Raw genomic sequence first — 17,810 nt, forward strand, 5'->3', positions numbered from 1 at the left:
ACGAGGGGGCGGAGTTCCATACAGGCGGTCGCCGGTCGGCCGTGGACTGAGAGTTAAATCACGACTGATGATTGTCAACATTCGTCAGTCGTTCGGGGCCATCCGGGGCGGAGACGTGTGCGCTCCCGCACGCTTCGCCTTGATATCCCCGCGTGGTATCCGCTTCTCGTCTTGACGTCGCGGATGCTGCGACCGGTGTCGTCCCTGCTCTGATTTGCCGGATATGAATCCCGTCTTCGCCGATCTTCCCGTCACGGTCTTCGAGACGATGTCGCGGCTCGGCCGAGAGCATGGCGCAATCAATCTCGGCCAGGGCTTTCCCGACGATCCGGGGCCGGACGACGTGCGCGAGGTGGCAGCCAAGGCCCTGCGCGACGGCTACAACCAGTACCCGCCTATGATGGGACTGCCGTCGCTGCGTGCGGCCGTCGCCGAGCATTACGGTCGCCATCAAGGTCTCGAACTCGACCCCGACACCGAGGTGATGGTCACCTCCGGCGCGACAGAGGCCCTGGCCGGCGCGATCTTCGCGCTGATCGAGCCCGGCGACGAGGTCGTGCTGTTCGAGCCGATGTACGACGCCTATCTGCCGCTGGTGCGCCGGGCCGGAGGCATCCCGCGCTTCGTCACGCTGAAGCCTCCGTACTTTCGGCTGGAGGACGAGGCCCTGGCGGCAGCGTTTTCCGACCGGACGCGGCTCGTCATCTTGAACAACCCGCTCAACCCCTCGGCGACGGTTTTCGGCGAGGCCGCCCTGTCGCTGCTCGCGGGCTACTGCGAAAGGTTCGACGCCGTAGCGCTCTGCGACGAGGTCTGGGAGCACGTGATCTTCGACGGCGCCCGCCACGTGCCGCTGATGGCGCTGCCCGGCATGCGCGAGCGGACCATCAAGGTCGGCTCGGCCGGCAAGATTTTTTCGCTGACCGGCTGGAAGGTCGGCTTCGTGATGGCGGCTCCGGAGCTAATGCGCGTGCTCGCCCGCGCCCACCAGTTCCTCACCTTCACGACGCCGCCGAACCTGCAGGAGGCGGCGGCCTACGGTCTCGGGAAGAACGACGCCTATTTTACCGGTATGCGCGCTGGGCTCGCTCGTTCCCGCGATCGGCTGGCAACGGGATTGTCCGGCCTCGGCTTCACGGTTCTGCCGAGTGCCGCGACATACTTCGTCAGTATCGATATCGGCGCGGCCGACGACGTGGCCTTCTGCGAGCGGCTGGTGCGCGAGAACGGCGTCGCCGCGATTCCGGTGAGCGCCTTCTATGAGACCGGGCGCGTCAAGAACCTCGTGCGCTTCTGCTTCGCCAAGACCGATGCGACCCTCGACGCCGCCCTCGAACGGCTGTCGCGCCAGGCGAGCGCCGCTTGATGAAATTTTCCGCGGGCAAAGGCCGCTTCCTTGCCGCCGGGGGTCACGCGGACCACATGCTTCGGCATGAGTGCCGCCGACACGCCCCGCAACCCGCACGTCTTCGCCGAGCCCTTCGGGTCGGCCGACCTGCGCCGTTTCACCGATACCGGACCGGAGGCCAGCCTCCGGCGCCTGGAGCACATCGCGCATCTGATGGACACGGCCTTCGTGCTGCCGGGCATCAATCGGCGCGTTGGTCTCGATGCGATCATCGGCCTGGTGCCGGTGATCGGCGACATCGCGGGCGTCGCGATCGCCTCCTACATCGTCTACGAGGCCCGACGCCTCGGGGCCCCGCGCTGGCTGGTTGGGCGCATGGCGGCGAACGTGGCGTTCGACGGTCTCGTCGGCGCCGTGCCGGTGGCCGGCGACCTGTTCGACGCGGCCTTCAAGGCCAATCGTCGCAACGTCCGCCTGCTGCGCCGGCATCTCGAGAAGAAGGGCAGCTTGCGGCCGAGCGAGATCGAGGGCACGGCAACGCGCCTCGATTGAGTTTTTTCACCATCAGGGCCGTGACGTCATGAACGAGGTGCCGCGCCCGCAGGTCGACGCGGTCCCCGTGACCGCGCCTGGCAATGCGCCGCAGATGCAGGGCCTACCGCCGGAGACCCGGCGCGGGCTCTCGCCACTCAATCGCCGCCGCGTCGCGAATTTCTGGAAGAACAAGCGCGGTTCGTGGTCCGCGGTCGTCTTCGCCGTACTGTTCGTGGTAAGCCTGTTCGCGGAGTTCATCGCCAACGACCGGCCGATCTTCGTCTCCTACAAGGGCGAATGGCTCTGGCCGGTCTTCATCGACTACCCGGACGAGAAGTTCGGTGGCTTCCTCGCGCAGACGGATTTTCGCGCACCTGAGACCCGCAAGGAGATTGCGGAGAACGGCTGGTCGGTCTGGCCGCCGATCCCCTACTCCTACAACACCTTCATGAGCGACCTGCCGACGCCGTCCCCCTCTCCGCCGACTTGGAATCTGACGGACGACCAGTGCCGCCCAGTCGCCGAGCGCGCCGGCGCCAAGGCGCAAGGACGCCCCCTCGGCTGCCGGGATATCGAGCAGCACTGGCTCGGCACCGACAACGCCTCGCGCGACGTGCTCGCCCGCATCCTCTACGGCTTCCGGATCTCGGTGCTGTTCGGGCTGATGCTCGCGGCCGTCTCGTCGGTCATCGGCGTGATCGCAGGGGCGGTGCAGGGCTATTTCGGCGGCTGGACCGATCTGATCTTCCAGCGCGCCATCGAGATCTGGAGCGCGGTGCCGACGCTTTACCTGATCATCATCATGTCGGCCTTCCTGGCGCCGAGCTTCTTCACGCTGCTCGCGATCCTAACGCTCTTCGCCTGGACGGCCCTCGTCGGGGTGGTGCGCGCCGAGTTTCTGCGCGCCCGCAACTTCGAATACGTCCGCGCCGCCCGGGCACTCGGCCTCTCCAACGTGGCGATCATGACCCGCCACCTGCTGCCGAACGCCATGGTCGCGACTCTAACCTTCCTGCCGTTCATCCTGAACGGCTCGATCACGACGCTGACCTCGCTGGACTTTTTGGGCTTCGGACTGCCGCCCGGCTCTGCCTCCCTCGGCGAGCTGCTGGCGCAGGGCAAGGACAACATCAACGCGCCCTGGCTTGGGCTGACCGGGTTTTTTGTCGTTTCGGCGATGCTGAGCTTGTTGGTGTTCGCGGGCGAGGCGGTGCGCGACGCGTTCGACCCGCGGAAGACCTTCGCCTGAGCGTCATTGCGAGCGAAGCGAAGCAATCCAGGGCCACACACGCGACCTCAGCCCGTTAGCCCTGGATTGCTTCGCTGACGCTCGCAATGACGGTGAGTGCTACTCCGCCGCCACGGCCGGCGAGATCTGCTTCCTTGCCCGCTTGTCCACTGTCCCCACGAACGAATGCGCGTCCTCCTTCCGCTCGAAGACGTGCGGGGCGACGCCGCGTTTCTTCAGCGCCTCCTCCATCTTCAGGCGGAGGAAGGCGCTCGTCGCGTAGCGGGTAGTGGTCGCGTAGTAGTTCGCCTGCAGATATTGGATCATGCCGGCATAGTCGTCGTAGAGGTTCTCGTTGAGCTTGAACCCGTCGTGGTTCACCACCGAGTTCACGCGCTGTCCGGCCTTCTTGCAGGCCTCGACGATGGTGAGGCGCAGCTCATCCATGTCGCTCTTCACGCGGCAGTACCAGCCCTCCAGGTTGATAAAGAGCAGGTTGCGGTCCGGGTCGTAGCTGACGCGGTCCTTGAGATCGAGGTTGAGCAGGTCGGAGGCCAGCTCCATCGGCTCCTCGCGGAAGATGCGCGAGTCCATCGGCACCGGGTTCCGGATCACCGGCTTGAAGTCCATGTGGGGGAGAATGTCGCGCTCGATGTCGATGCCGGGTGCGACCTCGATCAGTTCTAGCCCGTCCTTTGTGAGCTGGAAGACGCAGCGCTCGGTCACGTAGATCACCGGCTGCGATTTCTGCACCGCGTACGGTCCGCTGAAGGTGTTCTGGGCGACTTGCGTGACGAACTTCCGCGCCCTTCCCTCCTTGACGATCCGCACCTGCCCGTCGTCGACCGCGATCTCGAGGCCGCCGGCCGTGAAGGTGCCGGCGAAGACCACGCTGCGCGCGTTCTGGCTGATGTTGATGAAGCCGCCGCAGCCGTTGAGCTTGCCCGCGAATTTCGAGGTGTTGACGTTGCCGGCCTCGTCGCACTCGGCCATGCCGAGGCAGGTCATGTCGAGGCCGCCGCCGTCGTAGAAGTCGAACATCTGGTTCTGGTCGATGATGCAGTCGGCATTCGTCGCCGCGCCGAAGCTCGACCCCGAGGCGAGCACGCCGCCCACCGCACCGGCCTCGGTGGTCAGCGTGATGTAGGGGGTGATCTTTTCCTCGTTCGCGACGGAGGAAATCCCCTCTGGGGCTCCGACTCCGAGATTGACCACGCCGTTCGGGGGCAGCTCGAAGGCCGCGCGGCGGGCGATGATCTTGCGCTCGTTCAGCGCCATCCGTTTAATGCCGGTGACCGGCACGCGGATCTCACCCGCCAGCGCCGCGTCGTGCATCACGCCGTAGTTCATGCGGTGCATCTCAGGCTCGGCGACCACGACGCAGTCGACGAGGATGCCGGGCACGCGCACGTCCTTCGGCAGCAGGTAGCCGTCATCGACGATGCGCTCGACCTGGGCGATGACGATGCCGCCGTTGTTGCGGGCGGCCATGGCCTGGGCGAGGCAATCGAGGGTCAGAGCCTCTTTCTCGTAGGAGAGGTTGCCGGACGGGTCGGCCGAGGTGGCGCGGATGAAGGCCACGTCGATCTTGGTGGCCGTGTAGAACAGCCATTCCTCGCCATCGACCTCGACGAGCTTGACGATGTCGTCCTGGGTCAACTCGTTGACCTTGGCCCCGCCATGGCGCGGATCGACATAGGTGTGCAGGCCGACCTTCGAGAACAGGCCGGGCTGTCCGGCGGCGCAGGCCCGGTAGAGCTGCGAGATCACGCCCTGAGGCAGGTTGTAGCCGCGGATACGGTTCTCGGTGGCGGCCTGAGCCACCTTCGGCATCCGGCCGAAATTCGCGGCGATGACGCGAGTGAGCAGCCCATCATGGTGCAGACGGCCGGTGCCGAGGCCTTTGCTGTCGCCGGCGCCGGCGGTCATGATCAAGGTGAGGCCGCGGGGCGAGCCCGTATCGACGAAGCGCTTCTCCAGCGCCGCATGCAGGGCCTCGGGGATGCAGCTCTGGACGAAGCCGGTCGTGGTCACGACGTCGTTCTCGCGGATGAGCGCGATCGCCTCCTGGGCCGTGATGACCTTGTTCTTCTTCATCGGCTGCGTCGTCCTCCCAGCTTCTCCGCTCTTCGCAGTTCCGTGCAAGATCTTGCACGGTAGCCCTCGCGGCGGAGATTGCGTCGCCTCGATCGAAACAAGCGATCAGCCGGTCTCGATCCCCAGCATGATTGCCCAGATTTATGCTGCATCGCGCAACATCTCTGCTGCGACGCATTCACAAGCCTAGGAAGCATCAGCTTAGCGCAATCGAGCGCTGGTTGGACCTGAAAAAGACTGTCCGAAGGCTCAAGAAAAACTCGCGGCGAACCGGCGGGAGCGCAGTATTGGATACTGGATACGATGGCGGCCAGCCCGTCTCCGGCCGCCCTGATTCAGCACGCCGGCTCACGAGCAGATGCCACGCCGTCAGTCGCCGGCGTGATGTGCCAAGCGGAGCCATGCAACTGGTGCGTCGCAGTGAAGACTTCGTGCAGATTTTCGCCGAGCCAACGGACGAACTCGGACTCTCAACCGTTAGAAATTCATATGATCCATACGCAGATGGCGAATTTCGACATGAGAAAAATCATTCTGACCTCCGTGATGGTCGCCGGAAGCTTGACCTTGACGATCGCGGCCGCCGAAGCACAAACTATTACGGGCGGCAGGTTTCCCGCCGCGTCCGGTGGGCCTGTCGGTGGAGGGGGTCTCGGCGGAGGGGCTGAACTCGGCGGAGGCGCAGGTGTCCGCGGAAGTTTCGGTGGCGGGGCCGTGGGCGGGCGTCCGGGAGGCTTCGGCGGGGGCGGCATGGCCGCTCGGCCGCCGGGGATCGGCGGATTGCCGACGGCGGTCGGGCCGACGCTCGGTCCCGGCGTGAATCCTGGCCGACCGGGCTTTCCGGGAAACGTAAGCCCCGGCGGACCGGGCCGTCCCGGCGGCATCGCCGATGGCGGCTTCGGCGGTCGCCCTGGCTGGAACCGCCCCGGGCGGCCCGGCGGCATCGCCGATGGCGGTTTCGGCGGCCGCCCTGGCTGGAATCGCCCTGGGCGGCCGGGCGGTCACCATCATCATCACGGATGGCACGGCCGCCCCTACCCGGCATACGGTTTCGGCGTCGGAACGGGGTTCGGCTACGGATACGGGTACCCGTACGGCAACGGCTACTACGACGACTACTATGCGCCCGCTGCCTACGACGACGAGTCGTCGGCGCCGGCCGGCGACGCGCAAGCCGCCTACTGCGCTCAGCGGTTCAAGACCTACGATCCGCAAACGCGCACCTATGTCGGCAAGGGGGGCAAGCGGCGTTCCTGCCCATAAGCCTTCGCTCTTCCAAGCGCGTGCACAGCCTCGCGAGCCCCGGTTCGCGGGGCTTTGCTTTGTGAGTTCTGTTGTTTTCGATCGAAGACCCCGTTCCGTTCAGGCTTTTCTTCGAGCGTGACCGGGCGCACAGACTGTCGAGTTTGAACGGCGTATCTCGCGACACGGTCAATCGGGCAGTTGGGCGATGGACGAGACGTTCTTCTTCGTAGGCCTCGCCTTGGCGGGATTGGCGATGGCCGTATCCGGCCCGATCGCCTTCGTCCTGGTCATGTCCCAGCGCAAGCGAATCGCTCAACTGGAGCAGAGACTTGCGCGGTTCGATCGGCTTCCGCCTGCCGCACAGGCTCCCGCACCGTTCGCAGCTCGGCAGCCCGCCACTCGGCCCGAGCCGGCGCCTGAACCCGCGCGCGAGACGGCGCGTCCCGCACCCACTGTGCTGCCGATCTCCGCCTCCCCTCCGGCCATCGAGCCAAAGCTGCCCCGTCCGTCCTTCGAAGAGCGGTTCGGCACGCGGTGGGTGGTCTGGGTCGGCGGGATCGCCCTGGCCTTCGGCGCGGCGCTGCTGGTGCGTTACTCGGTCGAGGCCGGCTATTTCGGGCCAGGCATGCGCGTCGTGTCCGGCTTTGCGCTGGCCGCAGGCCTTCTGGCCGTCGGCGAACTGCTGAGGCGGCGTCTGCGAGGGAGCCTGCCGGTCCCGACCACCTGGCCCGACATCCCCGCCATGGTGACCGCGGCCGGCACCGTGGCTTTGTTCGGCACGATCTACGCCGCCCACGCGCTCTATGGCTTCATCGGGCCCGAGATCACGTTCGTCGCACTCGCCGCCACTGGCTTCGGCGTCATGTCGGCCGCGCTGCTACACGGGCCCGCCCTTGCCGGTCTCGGCCTCATCGCCGCGCTGGGGACGCCGCTTCTCGTAGGGGGGGGCGGAAGCCCGTGGCCCCTGACCGTTTATCTCCCCGCCGTCGCGGCGAGCGCCTACGGCTTCGCCTGGTACAAGGGCTGGCGCGCGCTCGCCGTCGCGGCGGCGATCGGCGCCGGCCTATGGGCGCTTCTGCTCGGCCTCGTCAGCATGAAGGCTTCGGACGCCGCGGCGGCGCAGATCCACGGCGTGCTACAGGCGGCGCTCGCGAGCTTCGTCTTCACTCTGTCCCACCGGGCGACGCCGGCCGAGGAGGGACGGCTCGATCGTTCGGCCACGGCAGCATTGATGGCCCCTTCCCTCGTGCTCGTCGCGCTTCTCGGGACGACGATGGCCCAGGGCTACGGCGCGGCTTGGATCCTCGCGGCGGTCGCCGCGGTGGCGATCCCCGCCGCTGCCGGCTTCCTCGTCGTCCCGGCAGCAGCCGGACTCGTCATCGCAGGCGTTGCGCTCTCCGGTGCGATTGTCCTGTGGCCACCCGCTCCCGATGAGCACTGGGTCTCGTTCCTGATTCGCCTCGACACGACCGATCCAGGTTTGCTCCTGGCCTTTGCCGCGCTCGCCGGTGTGGGTATCGCCGCGGCCGGCGCGCTCAGGCTGATCGGCGGCGGCCGGCTGCCGCTTGCTACTGCGCTCGCCTACGCGGCGGGAGCGACCCTGACGCCGCTCGCCGCCCTCTCGCTGACCTATCTCCGGCTCGCACAGGCCGAGGTCTCACCCTCCTTCGTTGTGGCGGCCGGCGTGGTGGCGCTGGCCATGACCTGGCTCGCCTCGGTATTCCGCGCGCAGCGGGAACGGACGCCGGCTGACGCGCTCACCATCGGACTGGGCGCTTTCGCTTCGGCCGCGGTCGCCGCGCTGGCGCTGGGCATGGTCTTCGCCGTTTCGGGCGGTTCGCTCACCGTGGCAATGGCGCTCGCCGCACTCGGCACCGGCGTCATCGCGCGGCGGCTCGACATCCCCGCCCTGCGCTGGTGCGTCGCCGGTCTCGGCATCGTCGTGGCCGGACGGCTCGCCTGGGATCCGATGGTCGTTGGCGGCGAGCTGGGGCGCACACCGATCCTCAACTGGCTGCTCGTGGGCTACGGCGTGCCTGCATTCGCCTTCGGCCTCGTCTCGCGGATCATCCGCCTGCCGGACACCAAGCCGGACGCCCCTCCCCTGATCGCGCAGGCCCTGAGCCTGCTGCTCGCGGCCTTCCTGGTCTTCTTCGAGATCCGGCACGCCCTGCATGGCGGCGATATCTACGCGCTCGATAGCGGCCTATTGGAACACGGCCTGCTGTCGCTCTCGGCGCTCGGCTTCGCGACCGTCCTCGTGCGCCTCGACGGGGTGCACGGCTCGCCGGTGCTGCGCTTCGCGAGCCTCGCTTTCGGTGTGATCGCGTTCGTACAGAGCCTCGCCGCGCTCGGGCTCGCCGTGAACCCTTACTTCACCGACGAGGCCGTTGCCGGCGGCCCGGTCTTCAATGAGATCCTGATCGCCTACGGCCTGCCCGCCCTCGTCGCCCTCGCGCTCGCCCGCACGGCCCGCGAGAAGCGGCCGCAATGGTACGTGTTGGGAGCGGGCGGCGTCGGCGTGGTGCTCTGCTTCCTTGCGGTGACGCTCCTGATCCGACACGGCTTCCAGGGCGCGCAGCTCGGCATCGACCGGGAGACGAGCCAGCCCGAATGGTACGCCTACTCCGCCGGCTGGCTGCTCTCCGGATTGGCGCTGCTCGCCTACGGCCTGCTGCGGCAATCCCTGACCGCGCGCCTCGCCTCGGCGGCACTCGTCGGGCTCTCGACGCTCAAAGTGTTCCTGTTCGATCTCTCCGGGCTCGACGGCCCGCTGCGGGCCCTGTCCTTCCTCGGGCTCGGCGCCGTGCTGATCGGGATCGGGCTGGTCTACCAGCGCTTCGTGTTCGCGCCAGCGCGTGCGGGGTAAGTTCGCCCGTCATTGCGAGCGCAGCAAAGCAATCCAGGGCCAACGGGCTGACGTCGTGTATGCGGCCCTGGATTGCTTCGCTGTGCTCGCAATGACGGCGGTGCAGGCTTCAGAAAAAGATCGGCCGCGCGCTGGCATTGTGCTCGACCAGCACAGCACCGGTGGCCGGATCGACCTCCTTCAGAACCGCGTCGTAGCCCCAAAGATCGGCGAGGTGCTGCAGCACGCGGCGGGCATCGTCCTTCTGCAGGGTGATGCGGTTGAGCGCCTTGTGGTGGACGATGAGGCGGCGGTCCCCTTCGAGATCGACGTCGACCACCTCGATGTCGGGGTCGAGCCACGCGACGTCGTATTGCCGGGCGAAGGAGCGGCGCATCTTGCGGTAGCCGCGCTCGTCGTGGATCGCCTCGACGCGCAGGTCCGGCTCGTCGGGATCGTCGACGACGTGGAACAGGCGCATGTCGCGCATGAGCTTCGGCGAGAGGAACTGCGCGATGAAGCTCTCGTCGCGATAATTTTCCCAGCAATCGCGCAGCACCGCCATGGCGTCGCCCGTTCCGGCGATGTCCGGGAACCAGGCGCGGTCCTCCTCGGTCGGATTCTCCACGATGCGTTGGATGTCCTGCATCATCGCGAAGCCCAGCGCGTAGGGATTGTGGCCCCCGAAGCTGCGGTCGTCGAAATTCGGCTGGCGGATGACGTTGGTGTGGGAGGTCAGGAACTCGAGATAGGCCGCGTCGCCGATCAGGCCCTTTTCGGAGAGGGCGTTCATGATCCGGTAGTGCACGTAGGTGGCGCAGCCCTCGTTCATGACCTTGGTCTGGCGCTGCGGGTAGAAGTACTGCGCGACCAGCCGGACGATGCGCAGGATCTCGCGCTGCCAAGGCCGCAGGCGCGGCGCGACCTTCTCCAGGAAATAGAGGATGTTCTCCTGGGGTAGCTCCAACAGGGCGCGGCGGCGGTCGAGGGCCGCATCGCCCTTTGCGGCATCGGCCTTGGCCGGAAGCGTGCGCCAGAGGTCGTTGAAGATCTGCTCGCCGTGCTCCTGGCGCTCCCGCTCGCGGCGCTGCTCCGAGGCGAGGTCCGGCCGCTTCTTGCGCGGATAGCGGTGGACGCCTTGGCTCATCAGGGCATGGGCGGCATCGAGCACCTGCTCCACGGCGGTGTGGCCGTAACGCTCCTCGCAGCGGGTAATATAGGCCTTGGCGAAGTCGAGATAGTCGAGAATGCCTTCGGCATCTGTCCACTGCCGGAACAGATAGTTGTTCTTGAAGAAGTGGTTATGCCCGAAGGCGGCATGCGCGATGACGAGCGTCTGCATCGTCGCCGAGTTCTCCTCCATCACGTAGGAGATGCACGGGTCGGAATTGATGACGATCTCGTAGGCCAGCCCCATATGGCCGCGCCGGTAGCTCGCCTCCTGCTGGGCGAAGTGCTTGCCGAAGGACCAGTGCTTGTAGAACAGCGGCATGCCGATCGAGGAATACGCGTCGAGCATCTGCTCGGCGGTGATGATCTCGATCTGGTTCGGATACCAGGACAGCCCGAGCGCCGTGGCCTCGACCTCGCAGGCCTCGTGGATGCGGCGGATGGTGTCGAAATCCCAGTCGTTGCCCGTGAAGAGCGGCTCGGCCGCCTTGGCGGTGGCCTTGGTGCGAGATTTCAGAGCGGTCGTCATGCCATCTCCTCCGTCGTGGCGAGCGGAGCGGAGCCATCCAGAGCCTCACGCGCGACGGTTGGAGCGTTGGCCGTGGATTTCTTCGCTGACGCTCGCAATGACGAGCTTGAGCGATGGGCGCCGAGACTCATACCCCCGCCTCCGCGCGCGCATCCTTCGGGCCGAACAGCTCGCGGAACACGGGGTAGATGTCGCGGCGGTGGTTGACCTTGCGCATGGCGAGCGGCTCCCCGGCCTTGGCCAGCGCCTCGTAGGTGCGCCACAGCGTGGTGCGATGTTCGACGAAGCCGGCGCGCGGGCCGTTCTCGTCACCGACCTCCAGATAGGCGAAATGCTGGCAGGCCGGCAGGATGTGGGCGCGCAGCAGCTCCGTTGAGGTCGGGCCGTCCGAAGAGACGTTGTCGCCGTCCGAGGCCTGGGCCGCGTAGATGTTCCAGTCGTTCGGATCGTAGCGCTCGGTGACGACGCGCTTCATCTCGACGAGCGCCGAGGAGACCAGCGTGCCGCCGGTCTCGCGGGAGCCGAAGAAGGTCTCTTCATCCACCTCCGTCGCCTTGTCGGTGTGGCGGATGAAGACGATCTCGACGTGCTTGTAGCGACGCGTCAGGAAGATGTGCAGCAGGATGTAGAACCGCTTGGCGAGGTCCTTCATGTGCTCGGTCATCGAGCCGGACACGTCCATCAGGCAGAACATCACCGCCTGCGCGATCGGGCGCGGATAGGGCTCGAAGCGGCGGAAGCGCAGGTCGAGCGGGTCGACGTAAGGAATGCGCTTGGAGCGCTCACGGAGCGCTTCGAGCTTGAGGCGAAGCTCCGGCAGGATCGGATCGAATTCGCTGACCTCAGCAATCTGCGCTTCGAGCGCCGCGAATTCCTCGAGCTTCGGCCGCTTGAGGGCGATCCGGCGCGACATCGAATTGCGCAGCGTCCGGGTCAGCGCGAGGTTTGCCGGCGAGCCGCTCACCGTGTACCCGGCCCGGCGCAGCCCTTCCGTCTCGACAATGGAGAGGCGGCGCTTGGCCAGGTCGGGCAGTTCGAGATCGTCGAGGAAGAGTTCGAGGAACTCGTCGCGGGTCAGCGCGAAGTGGAAGGCATCTTCCGAGTTCTCGCCGCCGTCACCGCCCTCGCCCGAGCCACCGGCCCCGCCGCCGCCCGGCGGCCGCTCGATGCGGTCGCCTTCGACATAGGTCTTGTTGCCGGGGATGATGTAATCCTGGAGCCCGGTGCCGGATTGACGGCTGAAGCGCGGCTCGCGCACGCCGTCGGCGGGCACCGAGATCCGGCCGTCTTTGCCAAGGTCCTTGATGTCCTTCTCGCGAGCGGATTCCCGCACCGCTCGCTGGGCCATGTCCTTGACGCGACGCAGGAAGCGCTGACGGTTCGGGAGGCTCTTGCCCCCGGGATTGAGCCGACGGTCGACGATGTGCATCGTGTCTCGCTAAGCGCCTCGTCCTCAAGCCTTTCCGGTGTTCAACCCGGACAACCGACCAAAAGTGCGGCGGCAGTGAAGCAGGGGCGTGGTGGAGACGCCCGCTTCACCCCGCCTGCTTGACCCGCATGTACCATTCCACGAGCCGCCGGACCTGTCGCTCCGTATAGCCCCGCGCCGTCATCCGCTCGACGAACTCGCCGTGCTTCTTCTCGGTCTCGCCGTCCTTCTTGGAGCCGAAGGAGATCACCGGCAGCAGCTCTTCCACCTGGCTGAACATGCGCCGCTCGATGACCTCGCGCAGCTTCTCGTAGCTCGTCCAGGACGGGTTGTGCCCGCCATGCTGCGCTCTGGAGCGCAGAGCGAACTTCACCACCTCGTTGCGGAAATCCTTCGGGTTGGCGATGCCCGCCGGCTTCTCGACCTTGGTGAGCTCCTGGTTGAGGAGCTCGCGGTTCAGGAGCTGGCCGGTCTCGGTATCCTTGAAGTCCTGATCCTCGATCCAGGCATCGGCATAGTCGATGTAGCGATCGAACAGGTTCTGGCCGTAATCGTGATAGCTCTCGAGATAGGCCTTTTGGATCTCGTGACCGATGAACTCGGCATAGCGCGGCGCGAGTTCGGTCTTGATGAACTCCATGTAGCGCTTCTCGGTCTCCGGAGGCATCTGCTCGCGCCGGATCGCCTGTTCCAGCACATACATCAGATGGACCGGGTCGGCCGAGACCTCGGTGGTGTCGTGGTTGAAGGTCGCCGCGAGCACCTTGAAGGCGAAGCGGGTCGAGATCCCGTCCATGCCCTCGTCGACGCCGGCCGTGTCCTTGTATTCCTGCATCGAGCGGGCGCGCGGATCGACCTCACGCAGGCTCTCGCCGTCATAGACGCGCATCTTCGAAAAGAGGTTCGAGTTGGCGTGCTCGCGAAGGCGCGAGAGCACCGAGAACCGAGACAGCATCTCGAAGGTACCTGGCGCGCAGGCGGCCTCCGACAGTTCCGAGCGCGAGATCAGCTTCTCGTAGATCTTCTGCTCTTCCTGGACGCGCAGGCAATACGGAACCTTGATGACGTAGATACGGTCGATGAAGGCTTCGTTGTTCTTGTTGGTCTTGAAGGACTGCCACTCGGATTCGTTCGAGTGCGCCAAGATCACGCCAGTAAAGGGGATCGCGCCGATATTCTCGGTGCCGACGTAGTTGCCCTCCTGCGTCGCCGTGAGCAGCGGGTGCAGCATCTTGATCGGCGCCTTGAACATCTCGACGAATTCGAGAACGCCCTGGTTCGCCCGGTTGAGGCCGCCCGAGTAGCTGTAGGCATCCGGGTCGGCCTGGGAGAGCGTCTCCAGCCGGCGGATGTCGACCTTGCCGACGAGAGAGGAGATGTCTTGGTTGTTCTCGTCGCCCGGCTCGGTCTTGGCGATGGCGATCTGGCGCAGGCGCGACGGGCGCACCTTGATCACCTTGAAGCGCGAGATATCGCCGTCGAACTCGTCGAGGCGCTTGAGCGCCCAGGGGCTCATCAGGCCGGTGAGGCGGCGGCGCGGGATACCGAAGCGATCCTCCAACTCCTTGCCCATCGTGTCGGGATCGAACAGCCCGAGCGGGCTCTCGAAGACCGGGGAGACCTCGTCGCCGGCCTTGAGCACGTAGACGGGGTGGACCTCCATTAGCGCCTTGAGCCGCTCGGCGAGGGACGACTTGCCGCCGCCGACCGGGCCGAGGAGGTAGAGGATCTGCTTGCGCTCTTCGAGGCCCTGCGCCGCGTGGCGGAAGAACGAGACGATGCGCTCGATCGTCTCTTCCATGCCGTAGAATTCGGAGAAGGCAGGGTAGACCCGGATGGTTCGGTTCATGAAGACCCGGCCGAGGCGCGAGTCCCGAGCCGTATCCACCATTTCGGGCTTGCCGATTGCGTCGAGGATACGCTCCGCGGCGCTGGCATACATCAGCGGCTCGTCGCGGCACGCCTCAAGGAATTCGGAGAGGGACATCTCCGTGTCCCGTCGCGCCTCGTATCCACGGGCAAAGCTCTGGAACAGGTCGCTCGTCGAGTGCGTCGGCATTCGGACACCCCCATCAAACTCAAGACAGCTTCATCCTGTCCCGGCTTGGATGCAACGGACATTATCGGTTTTGTCGCAGCGCCCACATCACACCGTTCAAGCGTGTGAAACGGGTAACACTATTGCAGGATTGCAGCAGTTCTCGTGCTCGGCCAAGCCCTTTACAGGGTTGGCCGAGTCGAGCGCGCCTCGCATGGCGCCAGAAGTCTTAGTGCGACGCAATAAGGATGCCGACGAAAGGAAGACGGCTCTCCAGGTCAGAGATCGGAGAGGTCCTTGTCGTCCTTCTTCTCGTCTTTCTTGGCATCCGATTTCTTGTCGTCCGCCTTCTTGTCGTCCGTCTTGGCGGCCTCGACCGTGATGCGGATGTCCTGACGTTCGACGACGCCGTCTGCGGTCTTCACGTCGAGCAAGACCTGATCGGTCCCGGTGAAATCGGCCTTGCTCTTGTAGAACACCGCGGATGCCTGCGCGTCCTTGCTGGGGCAGCGATAGCTCGCGGGCGTCTTCAGCTTGCCGCTCTTGGTCTGGAGCTGGCCGTTTTTCGGCGCGGTCACGATCTTAATTTCCGGCAGGGGGCCGGTGGAGCAATCCTTCTTGAGATTCGGGCTGACGATCAGCCGCTTGACCTTGCCGGGGGCGGCGGTCTCGCTGCGGGTCGTCACGGTCTGGGCGTAAGCCGGAGCCGCGCAGGCGAGGCCGGCAGCCAGAGCTGCAGCAAGAAGACGGGCAGCGATCATGCGGTTTCCTCCGTGCCCCGCGGCTTGCCGGACCATCCGGAAGACGAGGGGGCCTGTGAGACACGGCCGATGTGGGGACGAGAGGGCGCGGCGTCGAGGATTCGTAGCCGGACTTCAATGCTGCAGGGCAGCAGCGACCGCTCCGGTGACTCGGGCGATCTGCGCGGCGTCGAAATCCTTGCCGAGCGCCGCGACGAGATGGCGTTCGATCCGCTCGCGCTCGCCGAGATCGGCGATAGGTGTGACGGGAATATCTTTTTCCGTGAGGTTGCAGGCTTTGCGGATGGTTTCGGCGGCCTTGAGGAGATGCTCGCGGTCCGCTGGCCCCATGTCCCAGAGCGGGTTGCGCAGGCGGCTGATCACACGCCGTGCATCGCGGTACTCACGGTCGACCGTCGTCAGGGCTTCGATCTGGCTGACGAGGAACATCAGCTCCAGCATCTCGGTGGCGGCGTCGGGGGACGCACGCACGATCCGCAGCACGCGGGAGATCAACTCCTGGGTCGGCGATCTCGGTTGACGCTGCTCGGCCATGGCGCCTCAACGCCGATCACGCTTCAAAGTTCGCGCTTCGGGGCGGCCAGCGTTCTGTCGCAGCGGAGAAAGACAGCCGGGGTCAGAGGCCGGGACGCAGAGAGGCAAGCGCCTCGCGGCAGGCCCGCAACTCACAAAGGACGTCATGCAGGATGGCATCGACGTCGGTCGCCGCCGCGATCACCTCGGGCTCGCCGTCCGTCTCCCGATCCTGGAGCGAGGGCTTGCCCACCTCGGCTTCTCCGCGGCCGATCGCCTGCACGAAGCGAACGCCGTGGTCCTTTAGGACACGCTGGGCGCCCTTGATGGTGTAGCCGTGCCCATGCAGCAGGCGCTGGATACCCTTGATGAGGTCAATGTCGTCCGGACGGTAGAAGCGTCGTCCTCCGGCGCGTTTGAGTGGCCGGATCTGCGTGAACCGGCCCTCCCAGAACCGCAGGACGTGTTGATGTACCCCGATGTCCTCGGCGACCTCGCTGATCGTGCGAAAGGCGCCGGGCCGCTTCTCGGGCTTCCTGGCCTCGTCATCGGAATCGGACGCGGCGAGCACGGCGAGCGCCATGGCGAGACCCTAACGATTGCGGATGGACGGCTTAACGCGCGGCGGAGGATCTCACTCGTCGTCTTCGACGACGCCGTTCAGCCCATTGATGCGGGCCTTCAGCACGTTCGAAGGCTTGAAAACCATGACCTGACGCGGCTCGATCTCGACCTCGACGCCGGTTTTCGGATTACGGCCGACGCGCTTGCCTTTCGAGCGCACGAGGAACGAACCGAACGAGGATAGCTTGACGGTCTTACCCTCCGAAAGGGTGTTGCAGATCTCGGCCAAAACCGTCTCGACCAGGGCCGCGGATTCCGCACGCGACAGGCCGACCTGCTGGTAGACGGCCTCGCTCAAATCGGCGCGTGTGACCGTCTTTCCCGTCATGCTTCCCCCTCCGAGCGATTCGTCGTTCGTGGCGTATGTTTATGATCGCTAAGGCTAATCTGCCGGCAGAGCCCGGTCAACCAAGCCGATCGGCTGGCCTGACTCTGGACTGTGGCCGCCGGGTCACCACCGGATCAGCGCGGCACCCCAGGCGAAGCCACCGCCGATCGCCTCGATCATCACGAGATCCCCGTCGCGGATGCGACCGTCCTTGCGGGCGGCGTCCAGAGCGAGCGGGATCGAGGCAGCCGAGGTGTTGCCATGCATGTCGACGGTCAACACCACCTTCTCACGTGCGATCCCGAGCTTGTCGGCAGAAGCCTCGATGATCCGACGATTGGCCTGGTGGGGCACGAACCAGTCAAGGTCTTCAGCCGTCGTTCCCGATAATGTGAACGCGTCGGCGATCACGTCGGTGACGGAACCGACCGCGAAGCGGAAGACCTCCTTGCCCTCCATGCGCAGCTTGCCGACGGTGCCGGTCGAGCCGGGGCCTCCGTCGACATAGAGCTTGGAACGGTGGCGGCCGTCGGAGCGCAGCCGGCTGGAGAGCACGCCGCGATCGGCCGTGGTGCCCTCGCCCTCGCGGGCTTCCAATACGATCGCGCCGGCGCCGTCGCCGAACAGCACGCAGGTGGTGCGGTCCTCCCAATCGACGATCCGCGAGAAGGTCTCGGCGCCGATGATCAGCGCGCGCTTGGCCGCACCGGTCCGGATCAAGCTGTCGGCGGTGGCGACGGCATAGACAAAGCCGGCGCAGACCGCCTGCTGATCGAAGGCGAAACCCGTTTCGATGCCCAGCGCCGCCTGGATCTGCGTCGCGGTGGAGGGAAAGGTGTGGTCCGGCGTCGAGGTCGCGCAGATCACGAGATCAATGTCGGCGCCGGACAGCCCGGCATCCGCGAGTGCCGCTTGAGCGGCGCGGGTTCCAAGCACCGCGGTCGTCTCCTCGGGCGCCGCGATGTGGCGTTGGCGGATGCCGGTGCGCTGGACGATCCACTCGTCGGACGTCTCCATCCGCTCCGAGAGGTCGGCATTGGTGACGATAGTGGCGGGCAAGTGGGAGCCGCAGCCGACCACCACGGAACGCAGGGTCGTCATCGCGTCGGTCCTTCTTG

The 17,810-nt window shown here is 66.1% G+C and carries 14 protein-coding genes; 5 read left to right on the forward strand and 9 right to left on the reverse strand.

Annotation, left to right across the window (positions count from 1 at the left end):
• Window positions 1-223: 223 nt before the first annotated feature.
• The 3 genes from GGR33_RS19090 to GGR33_RS19100 all read left to right on the forward strand — a co-directional run bounded on the left by GGR33_RS19090 (window position 224) and on the right by GGR33_RS19100 (window position 3,131).
• Complete coding sequence (locus tag GGR33_RS19090; RefSeq protein WP_183508143.1) at window positions 224-1,366, forward strand: aminotransferase; 1,143 nt, start codon at window positions 224-226, stop codon at window positions 1,364-1,366.
• 66 nt (window positions 1,367-1,432) lie between these two features.
• The gene (locus GGR33_RS19095) at window positions 1,433-1,900 is read left to right on the forward strand and encodes a DUF4112 domain-containing protein (protein ID WP_183508145.1); all 468 of its coding nucleotides are present in this window, start codon (window positions 1,433-1,435) and stop codon (window positions 1,898-1,900) included.
• A 28-nt stretch (window positions 1,901-1,928) separates the two neighbouring features.
• Entirely contained in the window at window positions 1,929-3,131 is a 1,203-nt protein-coding gene (locus GGR33_RS19100; RefSeq protein WP_183508147.1) for an ABC transporter permease, read from the forward strand.
• A gap of 99 nt (window positions 3,132-3,230) precedes the next feature.
• On the opposite strand, the gene GGR33_RS19105 is transcribed toward GGR33_RS19100, so the two are convergent.
• Window positions 3,231-5,207 (reverse strand): acyl CoA:acetate/3-ketoacid CoA transferase, encoded by a 1,977-nt coding sequence (locus tag GGR33_RS19105; protein ID WP_183508150.1) that lies wholly within the window; start codon window positions 5,205-5,207, stop codon window positions 3,231-3,233.
• A 750-nt stretch (window positions 5,208-5,957) separates the two neighbouring features.
• Here GGR33_RS19105 and GGR33_RS19110 point away from each other — a divergent pair.
• Window positions 5,958-6,470: a BA14K family protein gene (locus tag GGR33_RS19110; RefSeq protein ID WP_246413269.1), complete on the forward strand. Its 513-nt coding sequence runs from the start codon at window positions 5,958-5,960 to the stop codon at window positions 6,468-6,470.
• 187 nt (window positions 6,471-6,657) lie between these two features.
• Complete coding sequence (locus GGR33_RS19115; protein ID WP_183508154.1) at window positions 6,658-9,321, forward strand: DUF2339 domain-containing protein; 2,664 nt, start codon at window positions 6,658-6,660, stop codon at window positions 9,319-9,321.
• Between the two features lie 109 nt (window positions 9,322-9,430).
• Here GGR33_RS19115 and GGR33_RS19120 read toward each other — a convergent pair whose 3' ends face one another.
• The 8 genes from GGR33_RS19120 to GGR33_RS19155 all read right to left on the reverse strand — a co-directional run bounded on the left by GGR33_RS19120 (window position 9,431) and on the right by GGR33_RS19155 (window position 17,793).
• Window positions 9,431-10,999, reverse strand: coding sequence for a SpoVR family protein (locus GGR33_RS19120; RefSeq protein WP_183508156.1), 1,569 nt, complete (start codon window positions 10,997-10,999; stop codon window positions 9,431-9,433).
• 127 nt (window positions 11,000-11,126) lie between these two features.
• Window positions 11,127-12,428: a YeaH/YhbH family protein gene (locus GGR33_RS19125; RefSeq protein WP_183508158.1), complete on the reverse strand. Its 1,302-nt coding sequence runs from the start codon at window positions 12,426-12,428 to the stop codon at window positions 11,127-11,129.
• Window positions 12,429-12,534: 106 nt separating this feature from the next.
• Window positions 12,535-14,487 (reverse strand): PrkA family serine protein kinase, encoded by a 1,953-nt coding sequence (locus tag GGR33_RS19130; RefSeq protein WP_183508160.1) that lies wholly within the window; start codon window positions 14,485-14,487, stop codon window positions 12,535-12,537.
• Between the two features lie 257 nt (window positions 14,488-14,744).
• Entirely contained in the window at window positions 14,745-15,227 is a 483-nt protein-coding gene (locus tag GGR33_RS19135; protein ID WP_183508161.1) for a 4-aminobutyrate aminotransferase, read from the reverse strand.
• 114 nt (window positions 15,228-15,341) lie between these two features.
• A complete protein-coding gene (locus GGR33_RS19140) occupies window positions 15,342-15,761 on the reverse strand; it encodes a hypothetical protein (protein ID WP_183508163.1) in 420 nt (139 codons plus the stop codon).
• An 82-nt stretch (window positions 15,762-15,843) separates the two neighbouring features.
• Window positions 15,844-16,323, reverse strand: coding sequence for a MerR family transcriptional regulator (locus GGR33_RS19145; RefSeq protein ID WP_183508165.1), 480 nt, complete (start codon window positions 16,321-16,323; stop codon window positions 15,844-15,846).
• Window positions 16,324-16,374: 51 nt separating this feature from the next.
• A complete protein-coding gene (locus GGR33_RS19150) occupies window positions 16,375-16,692 on the reverse strand; it encodes an integration host factor subunit alpha (RefSeq protein WP_183508168.1) in 318 nt (105 codons plus the stop codon).
• Window positions 16,693-16,815: 123 nt separating this feature from the next.
• Window positions 16,816-17,793, reverse strand: a complete 978-nt coding sequence (locus GGR33_RS19155) for a beta-ketoacyl-ACP synthase III (RefSeq protein WP_183508170.1) — start codon at window positions 17,791-17,793, stop codon at window positions 16,816-16,818.
• Window positions 17,794-17,810 lie beyond the last annotated feature (17 nt).

The sequence above is a fragment of the Methylobacterium brachythecii genome (assembly GCF_014196345.1).
Taxonomy (GTDB): Bacteria; Pseudomonadota; Alphaproteobacteria; order Rhizobiales; family Beijerinckiaceae; genus Methylobacterium; species Methylobacterium brachythecii.